The organism is Neisseria sp. HMSC03D10 (assembly GCF_001807625.1).
Classification (GTDB): Bacteria; Pseudomonadota; Gammaproteobacteria; order Burkholderiales; family Neisseriaceae; genus Neisseria; species Neisseria mucosa.
The window spans coordinates 9,197-30,855 of sequence record NZ_KV789613.1 but is presented as its reverse complement, the minus strand read 5'-3'; the positions used below and the strand labels follow the sequence as shown (position 1 = coordinate 30,855).

Sequence of the window (21,659 nt, the reverse complement as noted above, 5' to 3'; positions counted from 1 at the left end):
TTTCAGACGACCTGTTGTGTGTTATCTCTTTTGTTTGGTAGGCGTTCTGTCTGGAGTGTTTCATTCGGAACGCCGCACCGTATTGCGTTACAGCGTCATTGCGTCTTCAACCAGTTGTTTCAGCTGGGCGACGTGTTTGCTCATATAGCCGACGGCTGGCGATGCGCTGCTCGGACGACCGGCATAAGACAGTTTTTGGCTTTCGCCGATAACGTCTTCCAAGCGGTGGCGGATTTGGTAGAACGCACCTTGGTTTTTCGGCTCTTCTTGTGCCCAAACCACGGATTTCGCGTTCGGATATTTCGCCAACTCTGCACGCACCTCGTCGTATGGGAACGGATAAAGCTGCTCGACGCGGACGATGGCGACATCGTTTTCCAGTTTGCGCTCGGCACGGCCTGCTTCCAAATCGTAGTAAACCTGTCCGGCACACAGAATCACGCGTTTCACGCTTTCATTGTTGCCACCCTCGGCGGTATCGCCGATGACGGGACGGAAGCGCGAACCTTCGGTAAAGTTTTCCAGCGGACTCATCGCGCCTTTGAAGCGCAACAGGCGTTTGGACATGAAAATCACCAGCGGTTTGCGGTACGAACCCAAGACTTGGCGTTGCAGCAGGTGGAACATTTGCGACGCTTCGGACGGCATGATGATTTGCATATTGTGTTCGGAACACAATTGCAACCAGCGTTCTACGCGGCCGGATGAGTGTTCCGGGCCCTGACCGTCGTAACCGTGCGGCAGGATGGTGGTCAGACCGCAGAGACGGCCCCATTTGGTTTCGCCGGACGACAGGAATTGGTCGATGGTCACTTGCGCGCCGTTGGCAAAGTCGCCGAACTGCGCTTCCCAAATGGTCAGTTTGTCGGGCGCGGAGCAGGCAAAACCGTATTCGAACGCCATGACCGCTTCTTCATTCAAGATGGAGTCAATGACGAGGAATTCGCCTGCGCCTTCGCCCATATTGCGCAGCGGTACATAAGTGCCGTCATCCCATTTTTCGCGTTTTTGGTCGTGCAATACGGCATGGCGGTGTGAGAACGTACCGCGTCCGGAGTCTTCGCCGGAAATGCGCACGCCGTGGCCTTTGGTGACCAGGCTGGCGTATGCGAGGGTTTCCGCCATACCCCAGTCAATCGGCTGACTGCCCGCAGCCATGCCTTTGCGCGCTTCGAGCACGCGTTTGGCAGTCGGATGCAGTGCAAAGCCTTCGGGAACGGCGGTAAATTTCTCGGCAAGACGCTCGATGTCGGCAGCGGGCAGGCCGGTTTCCACATCTTCGCGCCAGTCTTTACCTTGGTATTTGCTCCAGTCGATTTGCGTACGTTGGAAGTTGCTCAACGTCGTTTGCTCGACATGTTCGCCTTTGTCCAAAGCATCGCGGTAGGCTTGGATATAGCCGTCGGCTTCTGCCTGCGTTACCACGCCTTCTGCAATCAGTTGCTCAGTGTACAAAGCACGCGCACCGGGGTGTTGCGATACTTTTTTGTACATCATCGGCTGGGTCAGGGTCGGATCGTCGCCCTCGTTGTGGCCCCATTTGCGGTAGCAGACGACATCGATCACGATGTCTTTGTTGAATTTCTTACGGTAGTCCAAAGCGGCTTGGATGGCGAAGCAAACGCGTTCCGGATCGTCGCCGTTGACATGGATGACCGGAGCGGAAACCATTTTCGCCACGTCGGTACAATGCACGGTCGAACGGGTGTCGCGGGTATCGGAGGTGGTAAAGCCGATTTGGTTGTTGATGACGATGTGGACCGTACCGCCGGTGGTGTAGCCGCGCGTTTTGGACAGGTTGAACGTTGCTTGGTTGACACCCAGTCCGACAAATGCAGAGTCGCCGTGAATCAATACGGGCAATACTTTGTCGCGGCCGTTTTCGCCCAGGCGTTTTTGTTTGGCGCGTGCAGAACCTTCAACGACAGGATTCACGATTTCCAAATGCGACGGATTGAACGCCAAAGAAACGTGCATCGGACCGTTCGGCGTAGCGATGTCGGAGCTGAAACCCATGTGGTATTTTACGTCGCCGCTGGGCAGCTTGATTTCGGCACGGCCTTCAAATTCGGCAAACAAATCGCCCGGTTTCTTGCCCAAAATGTTGACCAAGACATTCAGACGACCTCGGTGTGCCATACCGATGATGACTTCTTCGACGCCGTCTTTACCTGCGTTTTGAATCAGGTAATTCAGACCGGCAATCACGCTCTCGCCGCCTTCTACGCCGAAGCGTTTCTGACCGACATATTTGGTATGCAGGTAACGCTCCAAAGTCTCGGCAGCGGTCATTTCTTTCAGGATGCGGCGTTTCTGTTCGGCGCTGTAACTCGGGGTGGACAGCACATCCTCAAAATAATTGCGCAACCAGCGGCGTTCTTCTGTATTGGGAATGTAGATGTATTCCAATGCGAGGTGACCGCAGTAGGTTTGTTTGAGGTTGCTGATGATTTGGGACAGAGGCAGCTTGCTTTGGCCGGAAAAATCGCCCTCGCCCATATTGAACTGAACCGCCATATCGGCATCATTCAGTCCGTGGAATTTGGGATCGAGGGCTTCAATGTTGCGTGGCGGGATACGTTTGAGCGGGTCAAGCTGGGCAGCACCCACACCTTGAATACGGTAAGCAGAAATCAACCGCAATACACCGACCTGTTTCTTCATCATGGCTTCATCCATACCGCCGGCAATAGCCGCTGTCGATTTGGTTTTTGCCAAATTAGCGAAGGATTCACGGATCGGAGCATGGGCGATATCAACATCCGCCGCACCAGGCTGCTTGCTTAAGTCGGTGAAATACTGCTTCCATTTTTCATCGACCGAATTGGGGTTTTCCAGGAAATTCTCATACAACTCCTCGATGTAGGGAGCATTTGAACCGAACAGATAAGAAAAATTGAGTTTTTCATCCATCATGACGCGAGCTCTTTTCTTTAAAATATAAACAAAGGGTAGAATTCCATGTGTTTCAACGGAATCCATGCCGTTTGAAATGACACTTCATTCTACCCTATTTCCAGCCAAATTACTTGTATCTGTTTCGTTTGCTGCAGACAAACTTATTTAAAAAAACTATTCGGCTTTCTCAAATGAAGTTCCGACAACATATTAATATACTGATTTTCAGCGTTTATCCGCCGGTACATAATCACGACGTACGGCACCGGTATAAAGTTGGCGCGGACGGCCGATTTTCAGCGAAGGATCGCCAATCATTTCATGCCAGTGCGAAATCCAGCCCACGCTGCGTGACAGGGCAAAGATGACGGTAAACATTTCGGTCGGAATGCCCAGCGCGGACAGGACGATACCGGAGTAGAAGTCGACGTTGGGGTACAGTTTGCGCTCCACGAAGAACGGGTCTTTCAGGGCAATTTGTTCCAATTCCATTGCCAGCTTGAATTTCGGACTGTCTTCCAAGCCCAATTCTTTCAGCACTTCATAACAGGTCTCGCGCATGATGCTGGCGCGCGGATCCATATTGCGGTACACGCGGTGTCCGAAGCCCATCAGGCGGTATTTACGCTGTTTCACGCCTTCCATATATTCGGCAACACGGGATACATCGCCGATTTCGTCCAACATTTTCAAGACGGCTTCGTTCGCGCCGCCGTGGGATGCACCCCACAGACAGGCAATACCGGCAGCGATACAGGCAAACGGGTTCGCACCTGAAGAACCTGCCAGACGGACGGTCGAAGTCGATGCGTTTTGCTCGTGGTCGGCATGAAGGATAAAGATGCGGTCAAGCGCGCGTGCCAATACGGGATTGGGTTTGTAGTCTTCACATGGTGTGGCAAACATCATGTGCATGAAATTTTCGGAATAAGAGAGGTTGTTTCTCGGATAATTGAACGGCAGACCGTTGGAATAGCGGTAGCACATCGCCGCAATCGTCGGAATTTTGGAAATCAGACGGTAAATTGCGATTTTGCGGTGTTCGGGGTTCGTAATGTCCAGACTGTCTTGATAGAACGCAGACAATGCACCAACCACGCCGACCATCATCGCCATCGGATGCGCATCGCGACGGAAGCCGCGGAAGAACCAAGTCAGCTGTTCATGCACCATCGTATGACGGCGGACGGTATTGTCAAATTCTGCCTTTTGCTCAGGCGTCGGCAGTTCGCCGTAAATCAGCAGGTAGCAGACTTCCAAATAATCGGATTTTTCGGCGAGTTGTTCGATGGGATAACCACGGTAATACAGCAGACCTTTGTCGCCGTCGATATAAGTGATTTTGGATTCGCAGCTTGCTGTTGAAACGAACCCGGGGTCGAATGAGAATAAGCCTGTGTTTTTCGTCAGTGCGCGGATATCGACCACGTCATGACCGATGCTCGCTTCCAATACGGGCAGTTCTAAATCCTCTTGATTGGGTACGTTGAGTTTAATTGATTTGGACATATTTATCGCTCCTTTGTAGGTTGGGGCTTTCGTTGCTGCCTATGCAGCACGGTCTTTATTTTCAGACGACCTCCGTATCCTAGAAATCCGCCGAAAGGCAGGCGGATTTCCAATACGTCAAGCTCGTCTGATTTTTTCAAGCATGGGGATAAGGTGTTCCTTGTCTGTCGCCGAATGTCCGTTGATCAGGGCAAGAAGCTCCTGATCTTGAAACTCAAGGATTTCGGAAAACTCGGACAGCTCTTTATCGCTCAAATGCTCGAATTCTTTTTCCATAAACCTGCCGAAAATCAAATCTAACTCCAATAATCCCCGGCGGGTTTGAAAACGGATTTTCCGTTTGGCAATATCGTCAAAAACCATCATTTCTTAAACGGCTCGTTTCAACATAATTTCTTTAATCTTACCGATGGCACGGGTCGGATTCAAGTGTTTAGGGCATACGTCCACGCAGTTCATGATGGTATGGCAGCGGAACAGGCGATACGGGTCGTTCAAATTATCCAAACGCTCGTTGGTGATGGTATCGCGGCTGTCGGCAATGAAGCGGTAGGCATTCAGCAAACCGGACGGACCGACGAATTTGTCGGGATTCCACCAGAACGACGGGCAGGCAGTCGAGCAGCAGGCGCACAAAATACATTCGTACAAGCCGTCCAGCTCTTTACGCTCTTCCTGAGTTTGCAGACGCTCTTTGTCGGCATCGATCGGATTGTCGTTGACGACATAAGGTTTGATGGAGTGGTATTGTTTGAAGAACTGGGTCATGTCCACAATCAGGTCGCGGATGACAGGCAGACCGGGCAGCGGGCGGATTTTGACAGGTTGTTTCAAACCTCGTAAGTCAGTCAAACATGCCAAGCCGTTTTTGCCGTTGATGTTCATACCGTCAGAACCGCAAATACCTTCGCGGCAGGAACGGCGGAAAGACAGGGTGTCGTCTTGCGCTTTCAGGCGCACCAGCGCGTCCAAAAGTTTGACGTCGGTAGGTTCCAGTTCCAACTCGTAACGTTGCATATATGGTTTGGCATCAACATCCGGATTGTAACGGTAAATTTCAAAACTCATTTTTTCCATGAGAAGTGTTCCTTTTCTCATAAACCGCCTGATGGTTTTATGTTATGGGTTCAGGCTGTTCAGTGTGGTGGTGTATTTGATTTTCAGACGACCCCTTGTGATACAGAGGTCGTCTGAAAACGCATCAGTAAACGCGCTTGGCCGGTTTGATGTATTCCACGCTCAAAGGCTGGGTGTGCACCGGTTTGTAGGACAAGGTATTGGTATCTGAATGATACAGCGTGTGTTTCATCCAGTTTTCGTCATCGCGCTCAGGATGGTCGTCTGAAGCGTGCGCGCCGCGTGATTCTTTACGTGCTTCGGCAGACACCAAAGTCGCTTTTGCCACTTCAATCAGATTATCCAATTCCAAAGCTTCGATACGCGCGGTATTCCACACTTTGCTCTTGTCTTTGATTTCAGTACGCTTCACACGCTCGGCAATCGCCATAATTTCTCGAACGCCTTTGCTGAGAATCTCATCGGTACGGAACACACCGGCGTGCAGTTGGACAGAGCGTTGCAGTTCACGGCGCAATGCATCAACGTTTTCGCCGCCGGTTTGGTTATCCAAGCGTTCGATACGTTGACGGGTCAGCTCGCCGGCATCGGCAGGCAGCGGTTTCCAATCGCTTTGCTCTTTGATGAATTTAATCATGCTGTCGCCGGCAGCTTTACCGAACACCACCAAGTCCAACAGAGAGTTGGTACCTAAACGGTTCGCACCGTGCACAGAAGCACAAGCGCACTCGCCCGCTGCGTACAGACCTTTCACCGGCACTTCATATTCGTCGCCTTGCGGAACAACGACTTCGCCGTGGTAGTTGGTCGGAATACCGCCCATCATGTAGTGGGTAGTCGGCACAACGGGAATCGGATCTTTAATCGGGTCGATACCGGCAAACTGAATGGAAATCTCGCGGATGCCCGGCAGTTTTTCCATAATTTTTTCGGCACCGATATGGTCGATTTTCAGCAATACATGGTCTTTGTTTTTGCCACAGCCTCGACCTTCGTAGATTTCCATCGCCATCGCGCGAGAAACTACGTCGCGCGAAGCCAAGTCTTTTACGGTCGGCGCATAGCGTTCCATAAAGCGTTCGCCGTCAGCATTCAACAGAATACCGCCCTCACCGCGTACGCCTTCGGTAATCAACACGCCTGCACCTGCCACGCCGGTCGGGTGGAATTGCCAGAACTCCATATCTTCCAACGGAATGCCTGCACGGGCGCAAATACCCAAACCGTCGCCGGTGTTCATATAGGCATTGGTAGAAGAAGCATAAATACGACCTCCGCCGCCAGTAGCAAACATCACGGCTTTAGCATGGAAAATGTAAACTTCGCCGGTTTCCATTTCCATGGCGGTCACACCGACGACGTCGCCGTTTTCATCACGAATCAAATCTTGCGCCGTCCATTCCACAAAGAATTGCGTATTGGCACGGACGTTTTGTTGATACAAAGTATGCAGCATTGCATGACCTGTACGGTCGGCAACCGCGCAGGCACGTTCTACCGCGCGTTTACCGTGTTCGGCAGTATGGCCGCCGAAAGGGCGTTGATAAATTTTGCCGCTTTCCACGCGGTCAAAAGGCATACCCATGTGTTCCAACTCAATCACCGCTTCAGGCGCGGCGCGACACATAAACTCAATCGCGTCTTGGTCGCCCAGCCAGTCGGAACCTTTCACGGTATCGTACATGTGCCAGTCCCAACGGTCTTCCTGCACATTACCCAGCGAAGCGGAAATACCGCCCTGCGCCGCTACAGTATGCGAACGGGTCGGGAACACTTTAGACAAAACGGCACAATTCAGACCGGATTTGGATAATTGGAGGGCTGCGCGTAAACCTGCACCACCACCGCCGACAATCACGGCATCAAACTTGCGAACAGGAAAACCCATACTTACCCCCAAATTACTTTAATTGAATACACCAAGCAGCCGACCAGCCAAACGATGGTGGCAACCTGCAAAAACAAACGCACGCCGAAGGGTTTGATATAGTCCATCCACAAATCGCGGATACCCACCCAAGCGTGCAAAAATACGGCGATAAAGCTAACCTGGGTGAACACTTTCACCCAAACTTGATCGAAAAATGCCTGCCAAGCCGAATATTCTTTAGGCAAGGTAAACAGAATCACTAAAAGCGCGACGGTATAGATCAACATGATAACCGCAGTCGCACGCTGCATCGCCCAATCGCGCAAACCGTAATGGGCACCGGTCAATTTACGCTCTACCATAACAACGCTCCCAAAACGACGGTCAACACCAGCGCGGCAGCAAACACCAATTTGGCGGTATTGCGCGCAGTATTCAGCTCAAGGCCTTTGTGTGCATCCAAAAATAAAAAACGGATACCGGCGAGAAAATGGTGCAGATAAGCCCATAACACGCCGATTAAAATCAACTTGACCAAAGGATTGGAAACGATGGCACGGTAAGTTTCAAACGCCGACTCGCGGCTCAACGTACCGGACAGGAGATACAGCAAAACGGGAAGCATTATAAATAACCCTACCCCGCTGATGCGGTGCAAGATGGAGACAATTCCCGGTATAGGCAACCGTATATTGGGAATCTCCAAAAAGACAGGACGCGGTTTGACGGACATAGCCAGTTCCTCTGTATTTTTTATCAGCTCAAAACCAATAACTCAAATTACATCGAGTTACATAAACTATAATTTACCTGTTTTATCCGATTTTGAACAGTCTAATTTATAAACAATCTAATAAATTTTACCAAAAAACATCATAAACTGTACCAATAACAATAAACATCTCTATTAATACTTAAACCAACATTTTTTCCACTACCGCTTAATCAGTTTCGCATAATCTCACACCATCAAAATAGTATTAATATCTTGTTTCTTGTGATAAAAATATGAATTAATATCATTTACCAACGCATCCACAAGCAAAACAACCATAACCTTATGGGATAAAACGTTGCATTCAAAACAAAATTTCAACAGGCAACTTTTCAGACGACTCTCTTATTTTTCTATTACAAAACTGCAATATTTTAGTGAATAAAGATTTGCGTCATACGTCATATCGATGATGTGATTTCTACTAATGCCTTCAAAAAGACAGCGCTGCAACCATAGCGGAATGATACGGGCTTCAGACAAACAGCTGATTGACGCTATTCATAAATTAAATAACACAGCTGAAGTGCTGAAGTAGATCTCATTGCAAATAAAAGTGCGGTTAAAACGTTCAACATTTTTAACCGCACTTTTTGTTTCTAACAATTAACCTATTTAATCACGCCACACGCCATACGCGCACCGCCACCACCAAGCGGAGCAGGATGATCGGAATGATTGTCGCCACCAACGTGGATCATAATAGAATGACCACGAACTTCATTAAGGTGTTTGATGCGTGGCGCAAGAACCGGATTGGTGGCTGTGCCGTCGTGCAATACGGTTAATGCAGGCAAATCGCCTAAGTGGGCATCATCTTGCCATGGGAAACCGTGTTTTTTGGTTTCTTTCGGATCCCAGTGACCGCCGGCACCCAAGCCTGCAGTCAGTTTACCGTCTTTTTCCTTCGGCTCACAGCTTGGGTTTTGGTGAATGTGAAAGCCATGCAAGCCGGCTTCTAATCCTCTTAAGTTTGGCGTAAAGACCAAACCGTACTTGGATTCGGTAATCGTTACAGTGCCTACATCTTTATTACCATTAACCGGGTCAAGTTGTTGCACTTTCACTTTAATAGAAGCACCGGCAGGTGTCATGTGGTCATGTTTGTGTTCATGCGCATTGACCACTCCCGCAGCACAGATTGCACTGATACCAACAGCTACGAGTGTTTTAAATTTCATTTATATCTCCTTTTTATGTCAAATTTATGTCAAATTTATGTCAAGGCCCCTTTGTATTCTAAACAAAATGGGGAGTAAATCGAGTATTTTTAAGATGTTATTAGCTATCAAAGCCATTTGATTTTTCTATCTTTTCCATTAATCGAAATAATATTTATTTATAATATGAAACAGCTACGATAAAGAAGTAGTCAACCATAATTTTGCCTCGTTTAGGCAAAACTGACATTTCTTTGCCTTACTCCGCTTTATACTGTGCCCGCATTACGGCAAACCCTTTCCACTCAATTACTGCGAGGCTTGTTATGAAACATTCCGAAGAAAAACAATACACCCAGTCTTCCGATCCGGAAAACTTTATCCCAAAATTCAGAAGGCGTAATTTGGACAAAACGGGCTTTCTCAACAAACTCGCCCGTTTTGCAGGCCGGTTGGGCGAGCCCATCGTACGCCAGTTGTATGCACTGTATTATCTTTGGGACTCCCCTCACACCCCCAGACGCGCCAAGATGATTATCGTCGGCGCATTGGTTTACTTCCTCAGCCCTATCGACAGCATTCCCGATTTGCTGGGTCCTTTGGGATTCAGCGACGACATTGCCGTTATTACTTTGGTGTACAGCCAGATGAAAACTTATCTGACGGAAGACATCAAAGAGCGGGCAAGACTGGCAACCGAGAAGCTGCTGCGTAAAACATCATAAATATCAGCATCCAAAACAAAAGGTCGTCTGAAAATTTTCAGACGACCTTTTGTTTGAAATGAGAAACTTATTTCAACGGAGTCATGTTCATGACTTCCATCAGGAAGTTGGTAAATGCCGGATTAGAAGGCTTGTTACCCATATTTTTCCAGCGTTGCTGCCATCCGCGCAGGGCGTTTTGGATATACAGTTTGGATTGTTCGGTATTGATTTCGCCTCGTTGGCTGTCAACGGCAGAACGCAGATAAACCTCATATACGCTGTCATCCACGACATTACGGCCGACAAGCTGGATACGGAACTTGTTCAGATATTGGGCAGCTTGAACTTTGGTCATTTTTCCTTGGCTGACCTGATAGCTCAAACGCGTCGCCTCATCGCGGATTTTTGAAACATCACTCCAATGCGAAGAAGCCAAACTGAACGCCGCAGATTTTTCACCCTTAGTCGTTTTAACATTAGGCTTAACATTAGTCGGACGGACAGGCACTTCTTGCAAGCTTGGGACATAAATGGTCTCACAACCGGCAAGTGCCGCCAACGCAAATAAGATGGGAATATATTTTTTCATGTCTACCATTATAATCAGGATTATCCAGATAACCAAATTCTATATCAATCTGACTTTTTCTGTTGACTGAATTACAACAACTTTCGCCTTACATTCCAATCTTTACACGATATGGTGGTTTATAGTGGACTAACCTTTAAACCAGTACGGCGTTGCCTCGCCTTGCCGTACTATCTGTACTGTCTGCAGCCTTGTCCTGATTTAAATTTAATCCACTATAAATCCATTTTTGCGCCACACCATGCCGCAAGACCGCAAAAAAGACCGCCGAAGCGGTCTTTTTCATCACTTATTTTCTCCCAACCCTATTATGCCAAATCGGCAAACAGAGGCGTAGAAAGATAGCGTTCGCCATAAGAAGGCAGCAGCACGACAATCAGTTTGCCTTCGTTTTCAGGCTGTTTGGCAAGCTGCAGCGCGCTCCATACTGCCGCACCGGAAGAAATACCGACCAAAATACCTTCTTTTTCTGCCATCGCGCGGGCGGTTTCAAACGCCGCTTCGTTCGGAACTTGGGAAACGCTGTCATATACCTTGGTATTCAACACGGTAGGGATAAAGCCGGCGCCAATACCTTGAATCGGGTGCGGACCTTTTTCGCCACCGCTCAACACCGGAGAAGCTTCAGGCTCGACGGCAACGACTTTGACTTCGGGTTTGTATTTTTTCAACACTTCACCCACGCCGGTAACCGTACCGCCCGTACCGACACCCGCCACAAAAATATCAACTTTACCGTCAGTATCGCGCCAAATTTCTTCGGCGGTCGTTTCGCGGTGGATTTGCGGGTTCGCCTCGTTATCGAATTGGCGCGGCATGAAATAAGTATCGGGATGCTCGTCCACCAAGGCTTGTGCTTTTGCAATCGCCCCTGCCATACCTTCGGACGCAGGAGTCAAAATCAATTCCGCACCGAACGCACGCAGCAGCATTTTGCGTTCTTTACTCATGCTTTCAGGCATCGTGATTGCCAGCTTGTAGCCGCGCGCCGCGCACACCATTGCCAAACCGATACCCGTATTGCCGCTGGTCGCTTCCACAATTACAGTATCCTTACCGATTTTGCCCGCTTTTTCGGCGGCTTCAACCATTGCTTCGGCAATGCGGTCTTTCACGCTGCTGCCGGGATTGAAAAATTCCAGTTTGACGGCGACTTCGGCTTTCAAACCTTCAGTCAGACGGTTTAATTTGACCAACGGGGTGTTGCCGATCAGCTCGGTAATGCTGTTTGCAATCTTCATTTTCTACTCCAGATTTTGATGTGATATGACCTGTATATTAAAGACAGGTCGTCTGAAAAACCAATATCGAATGTTTCTTTATTTATAACTTTTGGTTGTTTGGCTTGATGCGTCCTAATGAAGTCCGATTTCTCCGACTATCGCCCCCGTGACTAAAGTCTGCATGACCAAAGCCATCAGCCAGCCCAGTCTGAGTTGCGCTTTACTGAACACCGCCGGCGACTGCTTGGCAATACTTCTGCGGTGCAGATAAAAAACCGCCATCATGACAAACTGCAAAACAAACCAATAAACAGGCTTGAGCGCGTACAGTTTCAACAAAGCCGGAAACGTAAAAGCCAAAGAACGGCCCGGCATCAGAAAATACAATATCGCGGCAATCGACACAAAAGCCAAAGTCATCAATACATTGCTGACGGCAAACACGCTCAAAAACGGATGCTGCAAATCCGCCTGCCAAAAACCAGTATCCGCCTGCTTTTTCCAATGAAAAGCAAAGAAAAACACACTGGCAAAAGTCAGATAAAAATGCGGGACAAACAACGGACCGACATGGGTAATCCCCCACATTCCCGGCAAAAGCTGCGATCCCAAAGTCGACACGCCCAGCCACAAAACAACCGAAGCCCAAAACCACTGGAACATTTCAGCGCGGAAAATCAATCCAAAAAACACCAGCCCATAAGCAACAACGGCGAGAAAATCCAAATTCGTCCAAATCATGAATACTGCAACTCGCCTTCAAAAACCGTTTGAACAGGCCCGGTCATCAAAACGTCCTCACCATGCGACCAAGTAATAAACAAATCCCCGCCCGGCAGCGAAACCTTCACAGGCACGCCTTCCGCCAACAGCCCCAACCGGACGCCCGCAACCACAGCCGCACAAGCCCCCGTACCGCAAGCCTGCGTTTCACCCACACCGCGCTCAAATACGCGCAGGCGGATAGATTCCCTATCGACAATCTGCATAAAGCCGACGTTGACACGTTCCGGAAACTGTTCGTGCGACTCAATGGCTTCTCCCCAATGAGCCACGGGCGCAGTCTGAACATCCTCCACCACAATCACAGCATGAGGATTGCCCATATTCACACAACTGACCTGCACCGTTTCCAAACCGACCATCACCATATGCGTCAAAGCATCATCTGCTTCGTCAGGAACCGGTACAAACGGAATTTCAGACGACGTAAAGCGCGGTTTGCCCATATTCACGGTCACCAAACCATTATCCAACAGCTTGGGAATAATCACGCCCTTAGCCGTTTCCACCAAAATTTCCTTTTTATCGGTCAAACCTTTATCCGCCACAAATCGGGCAAAACAGCGCGCGCCGTTGCCACACTGCTCCACCTCGCTGCCGTCCGCATTGAATATACGATAACGGAAATCCACCGCATCGGAAGAAGGCTTTTCCACCAACAGCAACTGATCGAAGCCCACCCCTCTAAAACGGTCGGACCATTCGGCAAGCGGCGCAGTCAGCGGATCAAAATCCTGCCCGATACCGTTTACCACCATAAAATCATTGCCCAAACCGTGCATTTTGGTAAATTTCAAAGTTTTCATCAGTTTTCCTGTTTGTAATCGAATTGAGATGTTTTTTAGATATTGGCAACTAGGCATGGATACTCAGGCAGAGATTTGCCGCATCATCTTTTTTCAGACGACCTTTAACCTTGCCCCAATGATTATGATGTCAAAATATCGGCTGCCGCTGTAATTCTTCGGTCGTATTCCTCGCGGTGTTCCGGCAAGAGGTAGGGACGCAGGAGGCTTAAGGTACGGCGGATGCCGCGTGCTTTGGAGTCTTTGGTCAACTTGGTTCGCCCGCGTAGGGAGCTGTCGAAGTCGAACCAGTATTTCGTGACCATCCACATATTGACGGCGAGGTCGTTCATGGCGGTTTGGTCGGCTTGGATGATGTTCAGACCGTTGAGCTGGGTGAGCAGGTTGACCAAGAGCGGAGAGACTTTGGCTTGGGTGAAGGTGTTGTGCTCGCCCAAAAGTTCGGCACTGCGCGCAAGCAGGGTGTTCACGTCGCTGAAGAGGAAGCGGTATTCCCACATAACGTCGTAAATGCCCGCCATATAGTTGATGGAGTCTTCCACATCGGACGGCAACACGGCTTCATTCAGGTATGCCAGCAGGGCTTCGCTGTAACGTTTGAACAGTTGGACGATGATTTCGTCTTTGTTGCGGAAGTGGTAATAAAGATTGCCCGGACTGATGCCCAAATGCGCCGCGATATGGTTGGTACTGATGTTGCGCTCGCCTTCCTCGTTGAAGAGCGTCAGGCTGGCGTCGATGATGCGGGTGTAAGTATTGGTTTTTGCAATGCGGGTCACGGGCATACTCCTTGGATTTACAGGCTGTACGAAGCGGGCAGCCAATTGGGTTCAGCGTGTAATTCTACCTGAAATCGAGTAAATACTGTATCGCAGACATGTTGCGCCAATTTCCGAACGTCGTCTGAAGAGGCATTGTTTTTGTTCACCAAAACCAAAGCCTGCCTGTCGTGTACCGCCGCGCCGCCGATTTGGAAGCCTTTCAGACGACATTGGTCGATCAGCCAGCCTGCCGCAAGCTTGACCGAACCATCGGGCTGCGGATAGCGCGGCATATTGGGATGCTGCTGCAACAAGGCGGCGGCTTTTTCCGCGCTGACGACGGGGTTTTTAAAGAAACTGCCGACATTACCAAGTACGTTAGGATTAGGAAGTTTACTGTTGCGGATTACACACACTGCATCGGAAACGTCTTTCGCCGTCGGCGCCCTGCCAGCGCTCAGTTCGGCAACAGCGGCCGCCAAATCGCCGTAACCCAAATTCGGCTCGAAACGCTCTTTCAGGGCGAATACGACCGAAACAATCACATACCGCCCTTTGCCTTCCTGCTTGAACAGGCTTTCGCGGTAGGCGAAGCGGCAGTCGGCATTGGAAAGCTCGACAAAGGTTTTCGTATCCAAATCGAAGCAGCGCACGCTGTGAATCACGTCTTTCGCCTCCACGCCGTATGCGCCGATGTTCTGCACGGGCGACGCGCCGACCGTACCCGGAATCAGGCTCAGGTTTTCCAGACCGCTCAAACCCAGCGAGACAGTGTGCAGGACAAAATCGTGCCAAATTTCGCCTGCTTGCGCTTCGATGTAAACGAGGCCGTCTGAACGCGCAATCTCGCGTATGCCTTTGTTTTCCATATGGACGACCAGTCCGGCGTAATCCTGCATCAAAAGGATGTTGCTGCCGCCGCCGAGCCATAAAACGGTATCGCGGTCGAACTCGGGCAGTCGGACGATGTCGCTCAACTCGTCGGCGTGTTCGAGCGCGATAAAGGCTTGGGCTTGGGCGCGAAGACCGAAAGTGTTGTAGGGGGTGAGGTCGGTTTGGTATTGGATGGGTTGCATGGGTTTAAACTTTAAAATGGGTATTGTCAGTGGCGGGCTTCAGCCCATTGTTTCGATATTTTAATCGGCGGAGTTTTCAGACGACCTTATGCGATCTGACCATCTCCCTGCTGCACAATTCCAAGCACCACACCAAGGCGATGGCTGCGATAGTGAGCGAGGCAATCAATGCCGTCCAGAAGCCGTAAATGCCCATATCGAAACGGTAGGCGAGCAGGTAGCCCGGCAGCAGACCGCAGCCCCAGAAGGCGGCGGCGTGGATGAACATCGGCACCTTGGTGACTTTGTAGCCGCGCAGGGCGTAGGACGCGATGCATTGGGTGAAGTCTGCCGGTTGGAACAAGCCGGCGAACAGCAGGACGGTGGCGGCGATGCTTAAAACCGCCGGATCATTGTTGTACATGCTTGCCAGCGGGGAACGGAATAATACTAAGGAAAGCACGGTAATCACGGCGAGCACCCAGCCCGACACCAGCGATACGCCTGAAATATAACGCGCCCGCGAAAATTCGCGCCGCCCCAGCGAAAAGCCGATGCGCACCGTCCCCGCCGAGCCGACGCTTTGCGGAATCATATAGAGAATCCCCGACAAACTGATGCCGACCTGCTGCGCCGCCACATAATCCTCGCCGAAAGGCGCAATCAAAAACACGATAAACGAAAACGCGCTGGCTTCCAAAAAATAAGACAGCCCGATGGGCGCGCCGATTTTCCAAATCTGTTTGAACACCGCCCAATCCGGTTTGCCGAATTTTGCCGTCAGTCCGAACGGGCGGAAGAATTTTTCCTTAGCGATATAAATCCACAATGCCAGCGCGCTGAACCAAAACACCGCCATCGTCGCCAGTCCGCAGCCTGCGCCGCCCAAAGCGGGCATGCCGAATTTGCCGTAAACAAAAATATAGTTCAGCGGCACGTTCAACACAAACGCCGCGAAGCTGACCAACATAATCAGGCGCGGGCGGTTCAGGCTGGAAGCGTAGGCGTGCAGGGCGCGGTGCACCATTGCCGCCGGCATCGCCAGGCTGGTGAACAACATATACTGCGCCATCGTGCCTTCCACATAATCGCTCAAGGTCAGCCAGTTGCGGAACGGCGTAATCGCCGTCCACATCAATACCATGCCGAAAATCCCCAAAAACAGCCCGAACCAAATCCCCTGCCGCCCCGTTTCGCCCACTTCACCGGTTTTACCCGCGCCGTAAAGCTGGGCAATCATCGGGTTCAGCGCCGCCATAATGCCCATAAAGGTAATATAAACCGTGGCAAACGCGCTGCTGCCCAAAGCCACCGCCGCCAAGTCCTCCTTACCCGCACCGCCCGCCATCACGGTATCGACGAAACCGATACCCACCTGTGCGACTTGCGCCAACAGCATGGGCAGGGCAAGGGCGGTCAGCAGGCGGACTTCTTTCAGGAAGACGGAAAAGGAAAAGCGGTTGAGGTCGAGTAGCATAAGTGTTTGTAGGACTTTAAAAAAGCGGAAATAAAGAAACAGGTCGTCTGAAAAAAGACGGCCTGTTCCGTATGAGATTTGAAAACGGAATTATATTGGAAACAACGATTGATGGACAGCCAGAAAGTCTTTCAGACGACCTTAAACACCCCCAATGTCGTCTAAAAACCGTCAAATCGCCGCTTCGGAGCGTTCGCCCGTACGGATGCGGATAGCTTCTTCCACAGGCAGCACAAAGATTTTGCCGTCGCCGATTTTGCCGGAACGGGCGTTTTCGATAATAACGTCAATCACTCGTTCGACATCTTCATCGGCAATAATCAATTCGACTTTGACTTTGGGCAGAAAATCGACGGCGTATTCCGCGCCGCGGTAGATTTCTGTATGCCCTTTCTGACGGCCGAACCCTTTGACTTCGCTGACGGTCATGCCGGTGATGCCGATTTCGGTAAGGGCTTCGCGCACATCGTCGAGTTTGAAAGGTTTAATGATGGCTTCGATTTTTTTCATGGCACACTCCGATTGGAATAAGAATAAACGGCAAATATAACAGAAGCAGCAGTGAAACGATAAGCGATACGTTTCACTCAGCGATGCGGGCATGGCGGTATTTGACATAAAGACATAAGGAAACAGTTGCTTCCTTCTACTTCCTGCAATTTTCCACATACCCGACTTTCGACGAAAATCAGAAAAACAGATAAAGCCCTTATTCCTTAATATTTTCAGACGACACGCACATTCCCCCCGGCCGCAGGTCGTCTGAAAAATTGTCAACATTTTCACCCAAATTACCAAGCAACCCAGACCCATTCGGCGTATAATACAGCCTTTCCCAACCGCATTTGAGAGCTGAATCATGTCTGTTGTTTTGCCCTTGCGCGGCGTTACCGCCCTTTCCGATTTCCGTGTTGAAAAACTCTTGCAAAAAGCGGCCGCACTCGGTCTGCCCGAAGTGAAACTGAAAAGCGAATTTTGGTATTTTGTCGGCAGCGAGAAAGCACTGGATGCCGCGACTGTCGAAAAACTGCAAGCCTTGTTGGCGGCGCAAAGCGTTGAACAAACGCCCGAAGCGCGCGAGGGCTTGCATTTATTTTTGGTAACGCCCCGCTTGGGTACGATTTCGCCGTGGGCTTCCAAGGCGACCAATATCGCGGAAAACTGCGGTTTGGAAGGCATAGAGCGCATCGAACGCGGCATGGCGGTGTGGCTGGAAGGTCGTCTGAATGATGAACAGAAACAACAATGGGCGGCTTTGCTGCACGACCGCATGACCGAATCCGTGCTGCCTGATTTTCAGACGGCCTCCAAATTATTCCACCATCTCGAATCCGAAACTTTCTCCACCGTCGATGTTTTGGGCGGCGGTAAAGAGGCTTTGGTCAAAGCCAATACCGAAATGGGTTTGGCGCTCTCCGCCGACGAAATCGATTATCTGGTTGAAAACTATCAGGCTTTGCAGCGCAATCCGTCCGATGTGGAGCTGATGATGTTCGCGCAGGCAAACAGCGAACACTGCCGCCACAAAATCTTCAACGCCGATTTCATCCTCAACGGCGAAAAACAGCCAAAATCGCTCTTCGGCATGATACGCGACACGCACAACGCGCATCCCGAAGGCACGGTCGTCGCTTATAAAGACAATTCGTCCGTGATTGAAGGCGCAAAAGTCGAGCGTTTCTATCCGAATGCGGCGGAAAATCAAGGCTACCGTTTCCACGAGGAAGACACGCATATCATCATGAAAGTGGAAACGCACAACCACCCGACCGCCATCGCGCCGTTTGCGGGCGCGGCAACGGGTGCGGGCGGCGAAATCCGCGACGAAGGCGCAACGGGCAAAGGTTCGCGCCCGAAAGCGGGCTTGACCGGCTTTACCGTCTCCAACCTCAACATCCCCGACATCAAACAGCCGTGGGAACAAGACTACGGCAAGCCGGAACACATTTCCTCACCGCTGGACATCATGATTGAAGGCCCCATCGGCGGCGCGGCGTTCAACAACGAATTCGGCCGCCCGAACCTCTTGGGCTACTTCCGCACCTTTGAAGAAAAATTCGACGGTCAAGTTCGCGGCTACCACAAACCGATTATGATTGCGGGCGGCTTGGGCAGCATTCAGGCGCAGCAGACGCATAAAGACGAAATCCCCGAAGGCGCGTTGCTGATCCAACTGGGCGGCCCGGGTATGCTCATCGGCTTGGGCGGCGGCGCGGCTTCTTCGATGAATACTGGAACAAACGACGCCTCTTTGGACTTCAACTCCGTACAACGCGGCAACCCCGAAATCGAACGCCGTGCGCAGGAAGTGATTGACCGCTGCTGGCAGCTCGGCGACAAAAACCCGATTATCTCCATCCACGACGTCGGCGCGGGCGGCCTGTCCAACGCCTTCCCCGAACTCGTCAACGATGCCGGACGCGGTGCGGTATTCAAGCTGCGCGAAGTGCCGCTGGAAGAACACGGCCTCAATCCGCTGCAAATCTGGTGCAACGAATCGCAAGAGCGTTATGTGTTGTCGATTTTGGAAAAAGATTTGGACACCTTCCGCGCCATCTGCGAACGCGAACGCTGCCCGTTTGCCGTTGTCGGCACGGCGACTGACGACGGCCATTTGAAAGTACGCGACGACTTGTTCTCCAACAATCCTGTTGATTTGCCGCTGAACGTCTTGCTCGGCAAACCGCCCAAAACCACGCGCAGCGACCAAACCGTGAGGTCGTCTGAAAAGGCATTTAATGCCCAAAACATCGACATCACCGAAGCCGCCTACCGCGTTTTGCGTCTGCCTACCGTAGCCGCCAAAAACTTCCTGATTACCATCGGCGACCGCAGCGTCGGCGGCATGACCCACCGCGACCAAATGGTCGGCAAATACCAAACCCCCGTAGCCGACTGCGCCGTTACCATGATGGGCTTCAACACCTATCGCGGCGAAGCGATGTCTATGGGCGAAAAACCGACCGTCGCCCTGTTTGACGCACCCGCCTCGGGCAGAATGTGCGTCGGCGAAGCCATCACCAACATCGCGGCGGTCAACATCGGCGACATCGGCAACATCAAACTTTCCGCCAACTGGATGGCGGCGTGCGGCAACGAAGGCGAAGACGAAAAACTCTACCGCACCGTCGAAGCCGTTTCCAAAGCCTGTCAAGCATTGGATTTAAGTATTCCCGTGGGCAAAGACAGCCTGTCGATGAAAACCGTGTGGCAGGACGGCGAAGAGAAAAAATCCGTCGTCTCGCCGTTGAGCCTGATTATCTCCGCGTTCGCGCCGGTAAAAGACGTGCGCAAAACCGTTACGCCCGAATTGAAAAACGTCGAAGACAGCGTATTGCTGTTTATCGATTTGGGCTTCGGCAAAGCGCGTATGGGCGGCTCGGCCTTAAGCCAAGTGTATAACGATATGGCAGGAGAAGCGCCGGATATCGAAGCAGGCCGTCTGAAAGCGTTTTACCAAGTGATTCAGCAGCTTGTAGCCGAAGACAAACTGCTGGCTTACCACGACCGCAGCGACGGCGGCTTGTTTGCGACGCTGGTAGAAATGGCGTTTGCGGCACGTTGCGGCTTGGATATAGATTTAAATTTATTGCTTGCACAAACATTTATTACCAACCATACCGCTCTGTCTCAATCATTGCGGACTGAAGAGGTAAAAGCGTTGGCTGAATGGCAAGAAACCATTGCCCGCACATTATTTAATGAAGAGTTGGGTGCTGTTATCCAAGTTAGAAAACAAGATGTTGCCGATATTATCAATTTATTCTATCAACAACAGCTGCATCATAATGTCTTTGAAATCGGTACGTTAACTGACGAGAACACGTTAATCATCCGCGACGGGCAAACGCACCTTATTTCTGACAATCTAATCAAACTGCAACAAACCTGGCAAGAAACCAGCCACGCCATCCAACGCCTGCGCGACAACCCCGCCTGCGCCGACAGCGAGTTCGCCCTGATTGGCGACAACGAACGCAGTGCATTGTTTGCCGACGTGAAGTTTGACGTAAACGAAGACATCGCCGCGCCTTTCGTCAACAGCGGCGCAAAACCCAAAATCGCCATTCTGCGCGAACAAGGCGTGAACGGACAAATCGAAATGGCCGCCGCCTTCACCCGCGCCGGATTCGATGCCTACGACGTGCATATGTCCGACCTGATGGCAGGCCGCGTCCACCTTGCCGACTTCAAAATGCTGGCGGCGTGCGGGGGCTTCAGCTACGGCGACGTACTCGGCGCAGGCGAAGGCTGGGCGAAATCCATCCTGTTCCACCCCGCCTTGCGCGACCAGTTCGCCGCCTTCTTCGCCGACCCGGACACGCTGACATTGGGCGTGTGCAACGGCTGCCAAATGGTCAGCAACCTCGCCGAAATCATTCCCGGCACGGCAGGCTGGCCGAAGTTCAAACGCAACCTGAGCGAACAGTTCGAAGCACGCCTGAGCATGGTTCATGTCCCCAAATCGCCTTCGCTGATACTCGCCGAAATGCAAGGCTCCAGCCTGCCCGTCGTCGTCAGCCACGGCGAAGGCCGCGCTGACTTCGCGCTTCACGGCGGCAAAATTTCAGACGACCTCGGCATCGCGCTGCAATACGTCGACGGACAAAACCAAGTTACCCAAACCTACCCGCTCAACCCCAACGGCTCGCCGCAAGGCATCGCCGGCGTTACCAACACCAACGGCCGCGTTACCATCATGATGCCCCACCCCGAACGCGTGTACCGCGCCGCGCAAATGAGCTGGAAACCGGAAGACTGGACGGAACTGTCCGGCTGGTACCGCCTCTTCGCCGGAGCAAGGAAAGCTTTGGGTTAACCGGCAGGCTGATTTGATTCGGCTTTAAAGAAAAAGGTCATCTGAAAACGATTTAGCGGATTCTGCTATATTCGTTTTCAGACGACCTTTATATGTTCTTTTGTATACGAATACTAACCAATTACCGTCATTCCCGCGCAGGCGGGAATC

At 51.1% G+C, this 21,659-nt stretch carries 19 protein-coding genes; 2 read left to right on the top strand and 17 right to left on the bottom strand.

Annotation, left to right across the window (positions count from 1 at the left end; all coding sequences use genetic code 11):
* Positions 1-87: 87 nt before the first annotated feature.
* From HMPREF3066_RS11620 to sodC, 8 genes are all read right to left on the bottom strand, one after another.
* Complete coding sequence (locus tag HMPREF3066_RS11620) at positions 88-2,916, bottom strand: 2-oxoglutarate dehydrogenase E1 component (RefSeq protein WP_070443058.1); 2,829 nt, start codon at positions 2,914-2,916, stop codon at positions 88-90.
* A gap of 207 nt (positions 2,917-3,123) precedes the next feature.
* A complete protein-coding gene (gltA, locus tag HMPREF3066_RS11615) occupies positions 3,124-4,407 on the bottom strand; it encodes a citrate synthase (protein ID WP_039405324.1) in 1,284 nt (427 codons plus the stop codon).
* Between the two features lie 117 nt (positions 4,408-4,524).
* Positions 4,525-4,773, bottom strand: coding sequence for an FAD assembly factor SdhE (locus tag HMPREF3066_RS11610; RefSeq protein ID WP_003779310.1), 249 nt, complete (start codon positions 4,771-4,773; stop codon positions 4,525-4,527).
* Between the two features lie 3 nt (positions 4,774-4,776).
* On the bottom strand, positions 4,777-5,484 hold the full coding sequence (locus HMPREF3066_RS11605) for a succinate dehydrogenase iron-sulfur subunit (RefSeq protein WP_002241462.1): 708 nt from the start codon (positions 5,482-5,484) through the stop codon (positions 4,777-4,779).
* A gap of 124 nt (positions 5,485-5,608) precedes the next feature.
* The gene (gene sdhA / locus HMPREF3066_RS11600; RefSeq protein WP_019270309.1) at positions 5,609-7,372 is read right to left on the bottom strand and encodes a succinate dehydrogenase flavoprotein subunit; all 1,764 of its coding nucleotides are present in this window, start codon (positions 7,370-7,372) and stop codon (positions 5,609-5,611) included.
* Positions 7,373-7,374: 2 nt separating this feature from the next.
* Positions 7,375-7,716: a succinate dehydrogenase, hydrophobic membrane anchor protein gene (gene sdhD, locus HMPREF3066_RS11595; protein ID WP_003755562.1), complete on the bottom strand. Its 342-nt coding sequence runs from the start codon at positions 7,714-7,716 to the stop codon at positions 7,375-7,377.
* Positions 7,710-8,087: a succinate dehydrogenase, cytochrome b556 subunit gene (sdhC, locus tag HMPREF3066_RS11590; protein WP_003779309.1), complete on the bottom strand. Its 378-nt coding sequence runs from the start codon at positions 8,085-8,087 to the stop codon at positions 7,710-7,712. Before sdhC ends, sdhD begins: the two co-directional genes overlap by 7 nt.
* Positions 8,088-8,740: 653 nt before the next feature.
* On the bottom strand, positions 8,741-9,310 hold the full coding sequence (sodC, locus tag HMPREF3066_RS11585; RefSeq protein WP_039405320.1) for a superoxide dismutase family protein: 570 nt from the start codon (positions 9,308-9,310) through the stop codon (positions 8,741-8,743).
* 305 nt (positions 9,311-9,615) lie between these two features.
* Between sodC and HMPREF3066_RS11580 the strand changes: the two genes are divergently transcribed.
* Positions 9,616-10,014 (top strand): YkvA family protein, encoded by a 399-nt coding sequence (locus tag HMPREF3066_RS11580; protein WP_003755567.1) that lies wholly within the window; start codon positions 9,616-9,618, stop codon positions 10,012-10,014.
* A 67-nt stretch (positions 10,015-10,081) separates the two neighbouring features.
* On the opposite strand, the gene HMPREF3066_RS11575 is transcribed toward HMPREF3066_RS11580, so the two are convergent.
* From HMPREF3066_RS11575 to HMPREF3066_RS11540, 9 genes are all read right to left on the bottom strand, one after another.
* The gene (locus tag HMPREF3066_RS11575; protein ID WP_003755569.1) at positions 10,082-10,594 is read right to left on the bottom strand and encodes a lipoprotein; all 513 of its coding nucleotides are present in this window, start codon (positions 10,592-10,594) and stop codon (positions 10,082-10,084) included.
* A 127-nt stretch (positions 10,595-10,721) separates the two neighbouring features.
* Positions 10,722-10,871, bottom strand: coding sequence for a hypothetical protein (locus HMPREF3066_RS13230; protein ID WP_168160676.1), 150 nt, complete (start codon positions 10,869-10,871; stop codon positions 10,722-10,724).
* Between the two features lie 22 nt (positions 10,872-10,893).
* Positions 10,894-11,826 carry a cysteine synthase A gene (gene cysK, locus HMPREF3066_RS11570; RefSeq protein ID WP_003769224.1) on the bottom strand — a complete coding sequence of 311 codons (933 nt, stop codon included), beginning with the start codon at positions 11,824-11,826 and terminating at the stop codon, positions 10,894-10,896.
* Positions 11,827-11,940: 114 nt separating this feature from the next.
* Entirely contained in the window at positions 11,941-12,549 is a 609-nt protein-coding gene (locus HMPREF3066_RS11565; protein WP_060975101.1) for a hypothetical protein, read from the bottom strand.
* A complete protein-coding gene (dapF, locus tag HMPREF3066_RS11560) occupies positions 12,546-13,397 on the bottom strand; it encodes a diaminopimelate epimerase (RefSeq protein WP_049229889.1) in 852 nt (283 codons plus the stop codon). Before dapF ends, HMPREF3066_RS11565 begins: the two co-directional genes overlap by 4 nt.
* A gap of 122 nt (positions 13,398-13,519) precedes the next feature.
* Positions 13,520-14,182 (bottom strand): TetR/AcrR family transcriptional regulator, encoded by a 663-nt coding sequence (locus HMPREF3066_RS11555; protein ID WP_070443057.1) that lies wholly within the window; start codon positions 14,180-14,182, stop codon positions 13,520-13,522.
* A gap of 11 nt (positions 14,183-14,193) precedes the next feature.
* Entirely contained in the window at positions 14,194-15,234 is a 1,041-nt protein-coding gene (gene murB, locus HMPREF3066_RS11550; RefSeq protein WP_070443056.1) for a UDP-N-acetylmuramate dehydrogenase, read from the bottom strand.
* A 76-nt stretch (positions 15,235-15,310) separates the two neighbouring features.
* Positions 15,311-16,690: a multidrug efflux MATE transporter NorM gene (gene norM / locus HMPREF3066_RS11545; protein ID WP_070443055.1), complete on the bottom strand. Its 1,380-nt coding sequence runs from the start codon at positions 16,688-16,690 to the stop codon at positions 15,311-15,313.
* 171 nt (positions 16,691-16,861) lie between these two features.
* Positions 16,862-17,200, bottom strand: coding sequence for a P-II family nitrogen regulator (locus HMPREF3066_RS11540; RefSeq protein WP_016687995.1), 339 nt, complete (start codon positions 17,198-17,200; stop codon positions 16,862-16,864).
* Positions 17,201-17,549: 349 nt separating this feature from the next.
* On the opposite strand from HMPREF3066_RS11540, the gene purL reads away from it, so the two are divergent.
* Positions 17,550-21,509 carry a phosphoribosylformylglycinamidine synthase gene (gene purL / locus HMPREF3066_RS11535; RefSeq protein ID WP_070443054.1) on the top strand — a complete coding sequence of 1,320 codons (3,960 nt, stop codon included), beginning with the start codon at positions 17,550-17,552 and terminating at the stop codon, positions 21,507-21,509.
* Positions 21,510-21,659: the final 150 nt, after the last annotated feature.

Excerpts from the sequence above, each read along its gene's own strand:
- sdhA (WP_019270309.1), bottom strand. The coding sequence starts at position 7,372 with ATGGGTTTTCCTGTTCGCAAGTTTGATGCCGTGATTGTCGGCGGTGGT.
- HMPREF3066_RS11565 (WP_060975101.1), bottom strand. The coding sequence starts at position 12,549 with ATGATTTGGACGAATTTGGATTTTCTCGCCGTTGTTGCTTATGGGCTG.
- HMPREF3066_RS11540 (WP_016687995.1), bottom strand. The coding sequence starts at position 17,200 with ATGAAAAAAATCGAAGCCATCATTAAACCTTTCAAACTCGACGATGTG.
- HMPREF3066_RS11555 (WP_070443057.1), bottom strand. The coding sequence starts at position 14,182 with ATGCCCGTGACCCGCATTGCAAAAACCAATACTTACACCCGCATCATC.
- HMPREF3066_RS11610 (WP_003779310.1), bottom strand. The coding sequence starts at position 4,773 with ATGATGGTTTTTGACGATATTGCCAAACGGAAAATCCGTTTTCAAACC.
- dapF (WP_049229889.1), bottom strand. The coding sequence starts at position 13,397 with ATGAAAACTTTGAAATTTACCAAAATGCACGGTTTGGGCAATGATTTT.
- HMPREF3066_RS13230 (WP_168160676.1), bottom strand. The coding sequence starts at position 10,871 with ATGAAAAAGACCGCTTCGGCGGTCTTTTTTGCGGTCTTGCGGCATGGT.
- sdhD (WP_003755562.1), bottom strand. The coding sequence starts at position 7,716 with ATGGTAGAGCGTAAATTGACCGGTGCCCATTACGGTTTGCGCGATTGG.
- cysK (WP_003769224.1), bottom strand. The coding sequence starts at position 11,826 with ATGAAGATTGCAAACAGCATTACCGAGCTGATCGGCAACACCCCGTTG.
- norM (WP_070443055.1), bottom strand. The coding sequence starts at position 16,690 with ATGCTACTCGACCTCAACCGCTTTTCCTTTTCCGTCTTCCTGAAAGAA.
- HMPREF3066_RS11605 (WP_002241462.1), bottom strand. The coding sequence starts at position 5,484 with ATGGAAAAAATGAGTTTTGAAATTTACCGTTACAATCCGGATGTTGAT.
- HMPREF3066_RS11575 (WP_003755569.1), bottom strand. The coding sequence starts at position 10,594 with ATGGTAGACATGAAAAAATATATTCCCATCTTATTTGCGTTGGCGGCA.
- purL (WP_070443054.1), top strand. The coding sequence starts at position 17,550 with ATGTCTGTTGTTTTGCCCTTGCGCGGCGTTACCGCCCTTTCCGATTTC.
- sdhC (WP_003779309.1), bottom strand. The coding sequence starts at position 8,087 with ATGTCCGTCAAACCGCGTCCTGTCTTTTTGGAGATTCCCAATATACGG.
- sodC (WP_039405320.1), bottom strand. The coding sequence starts at position 9,310 with ATGAAATTTAAAACACTCGTAGCTGTTGGTATCAGTGCAATCTGTGCT.
- HMPREF3066_RS11580 (WP_003755567.1), top strand. The coding sequence starts at position 9,616 with ATGAAACATTCCGAAGAAAAACAATACACCCAGTCTTCCGATCCGGAA.
- HMPREF3066_RS11620 (WP_070443058.1), bottom strand. The coding sequence starts at position 2,916 with ATGATGGATGAAAAACTCAATTTTTCTTATCTGTTCGGTTCAAATGCT.
- murB (WP_070443056.1), bottom strand. The coding sequence starts at position 15,234 with ATGCAACCCATCCAATACCAAACCGACCTCACCCCCTACAACACTTTC.
- gltA (WP_039405324.1), bottom strand. The coding sequence starts at position 4,407 with ATGTCCAAATCAATTAAACTCAACGTACCCAATCAAGAGGATTTAGAA.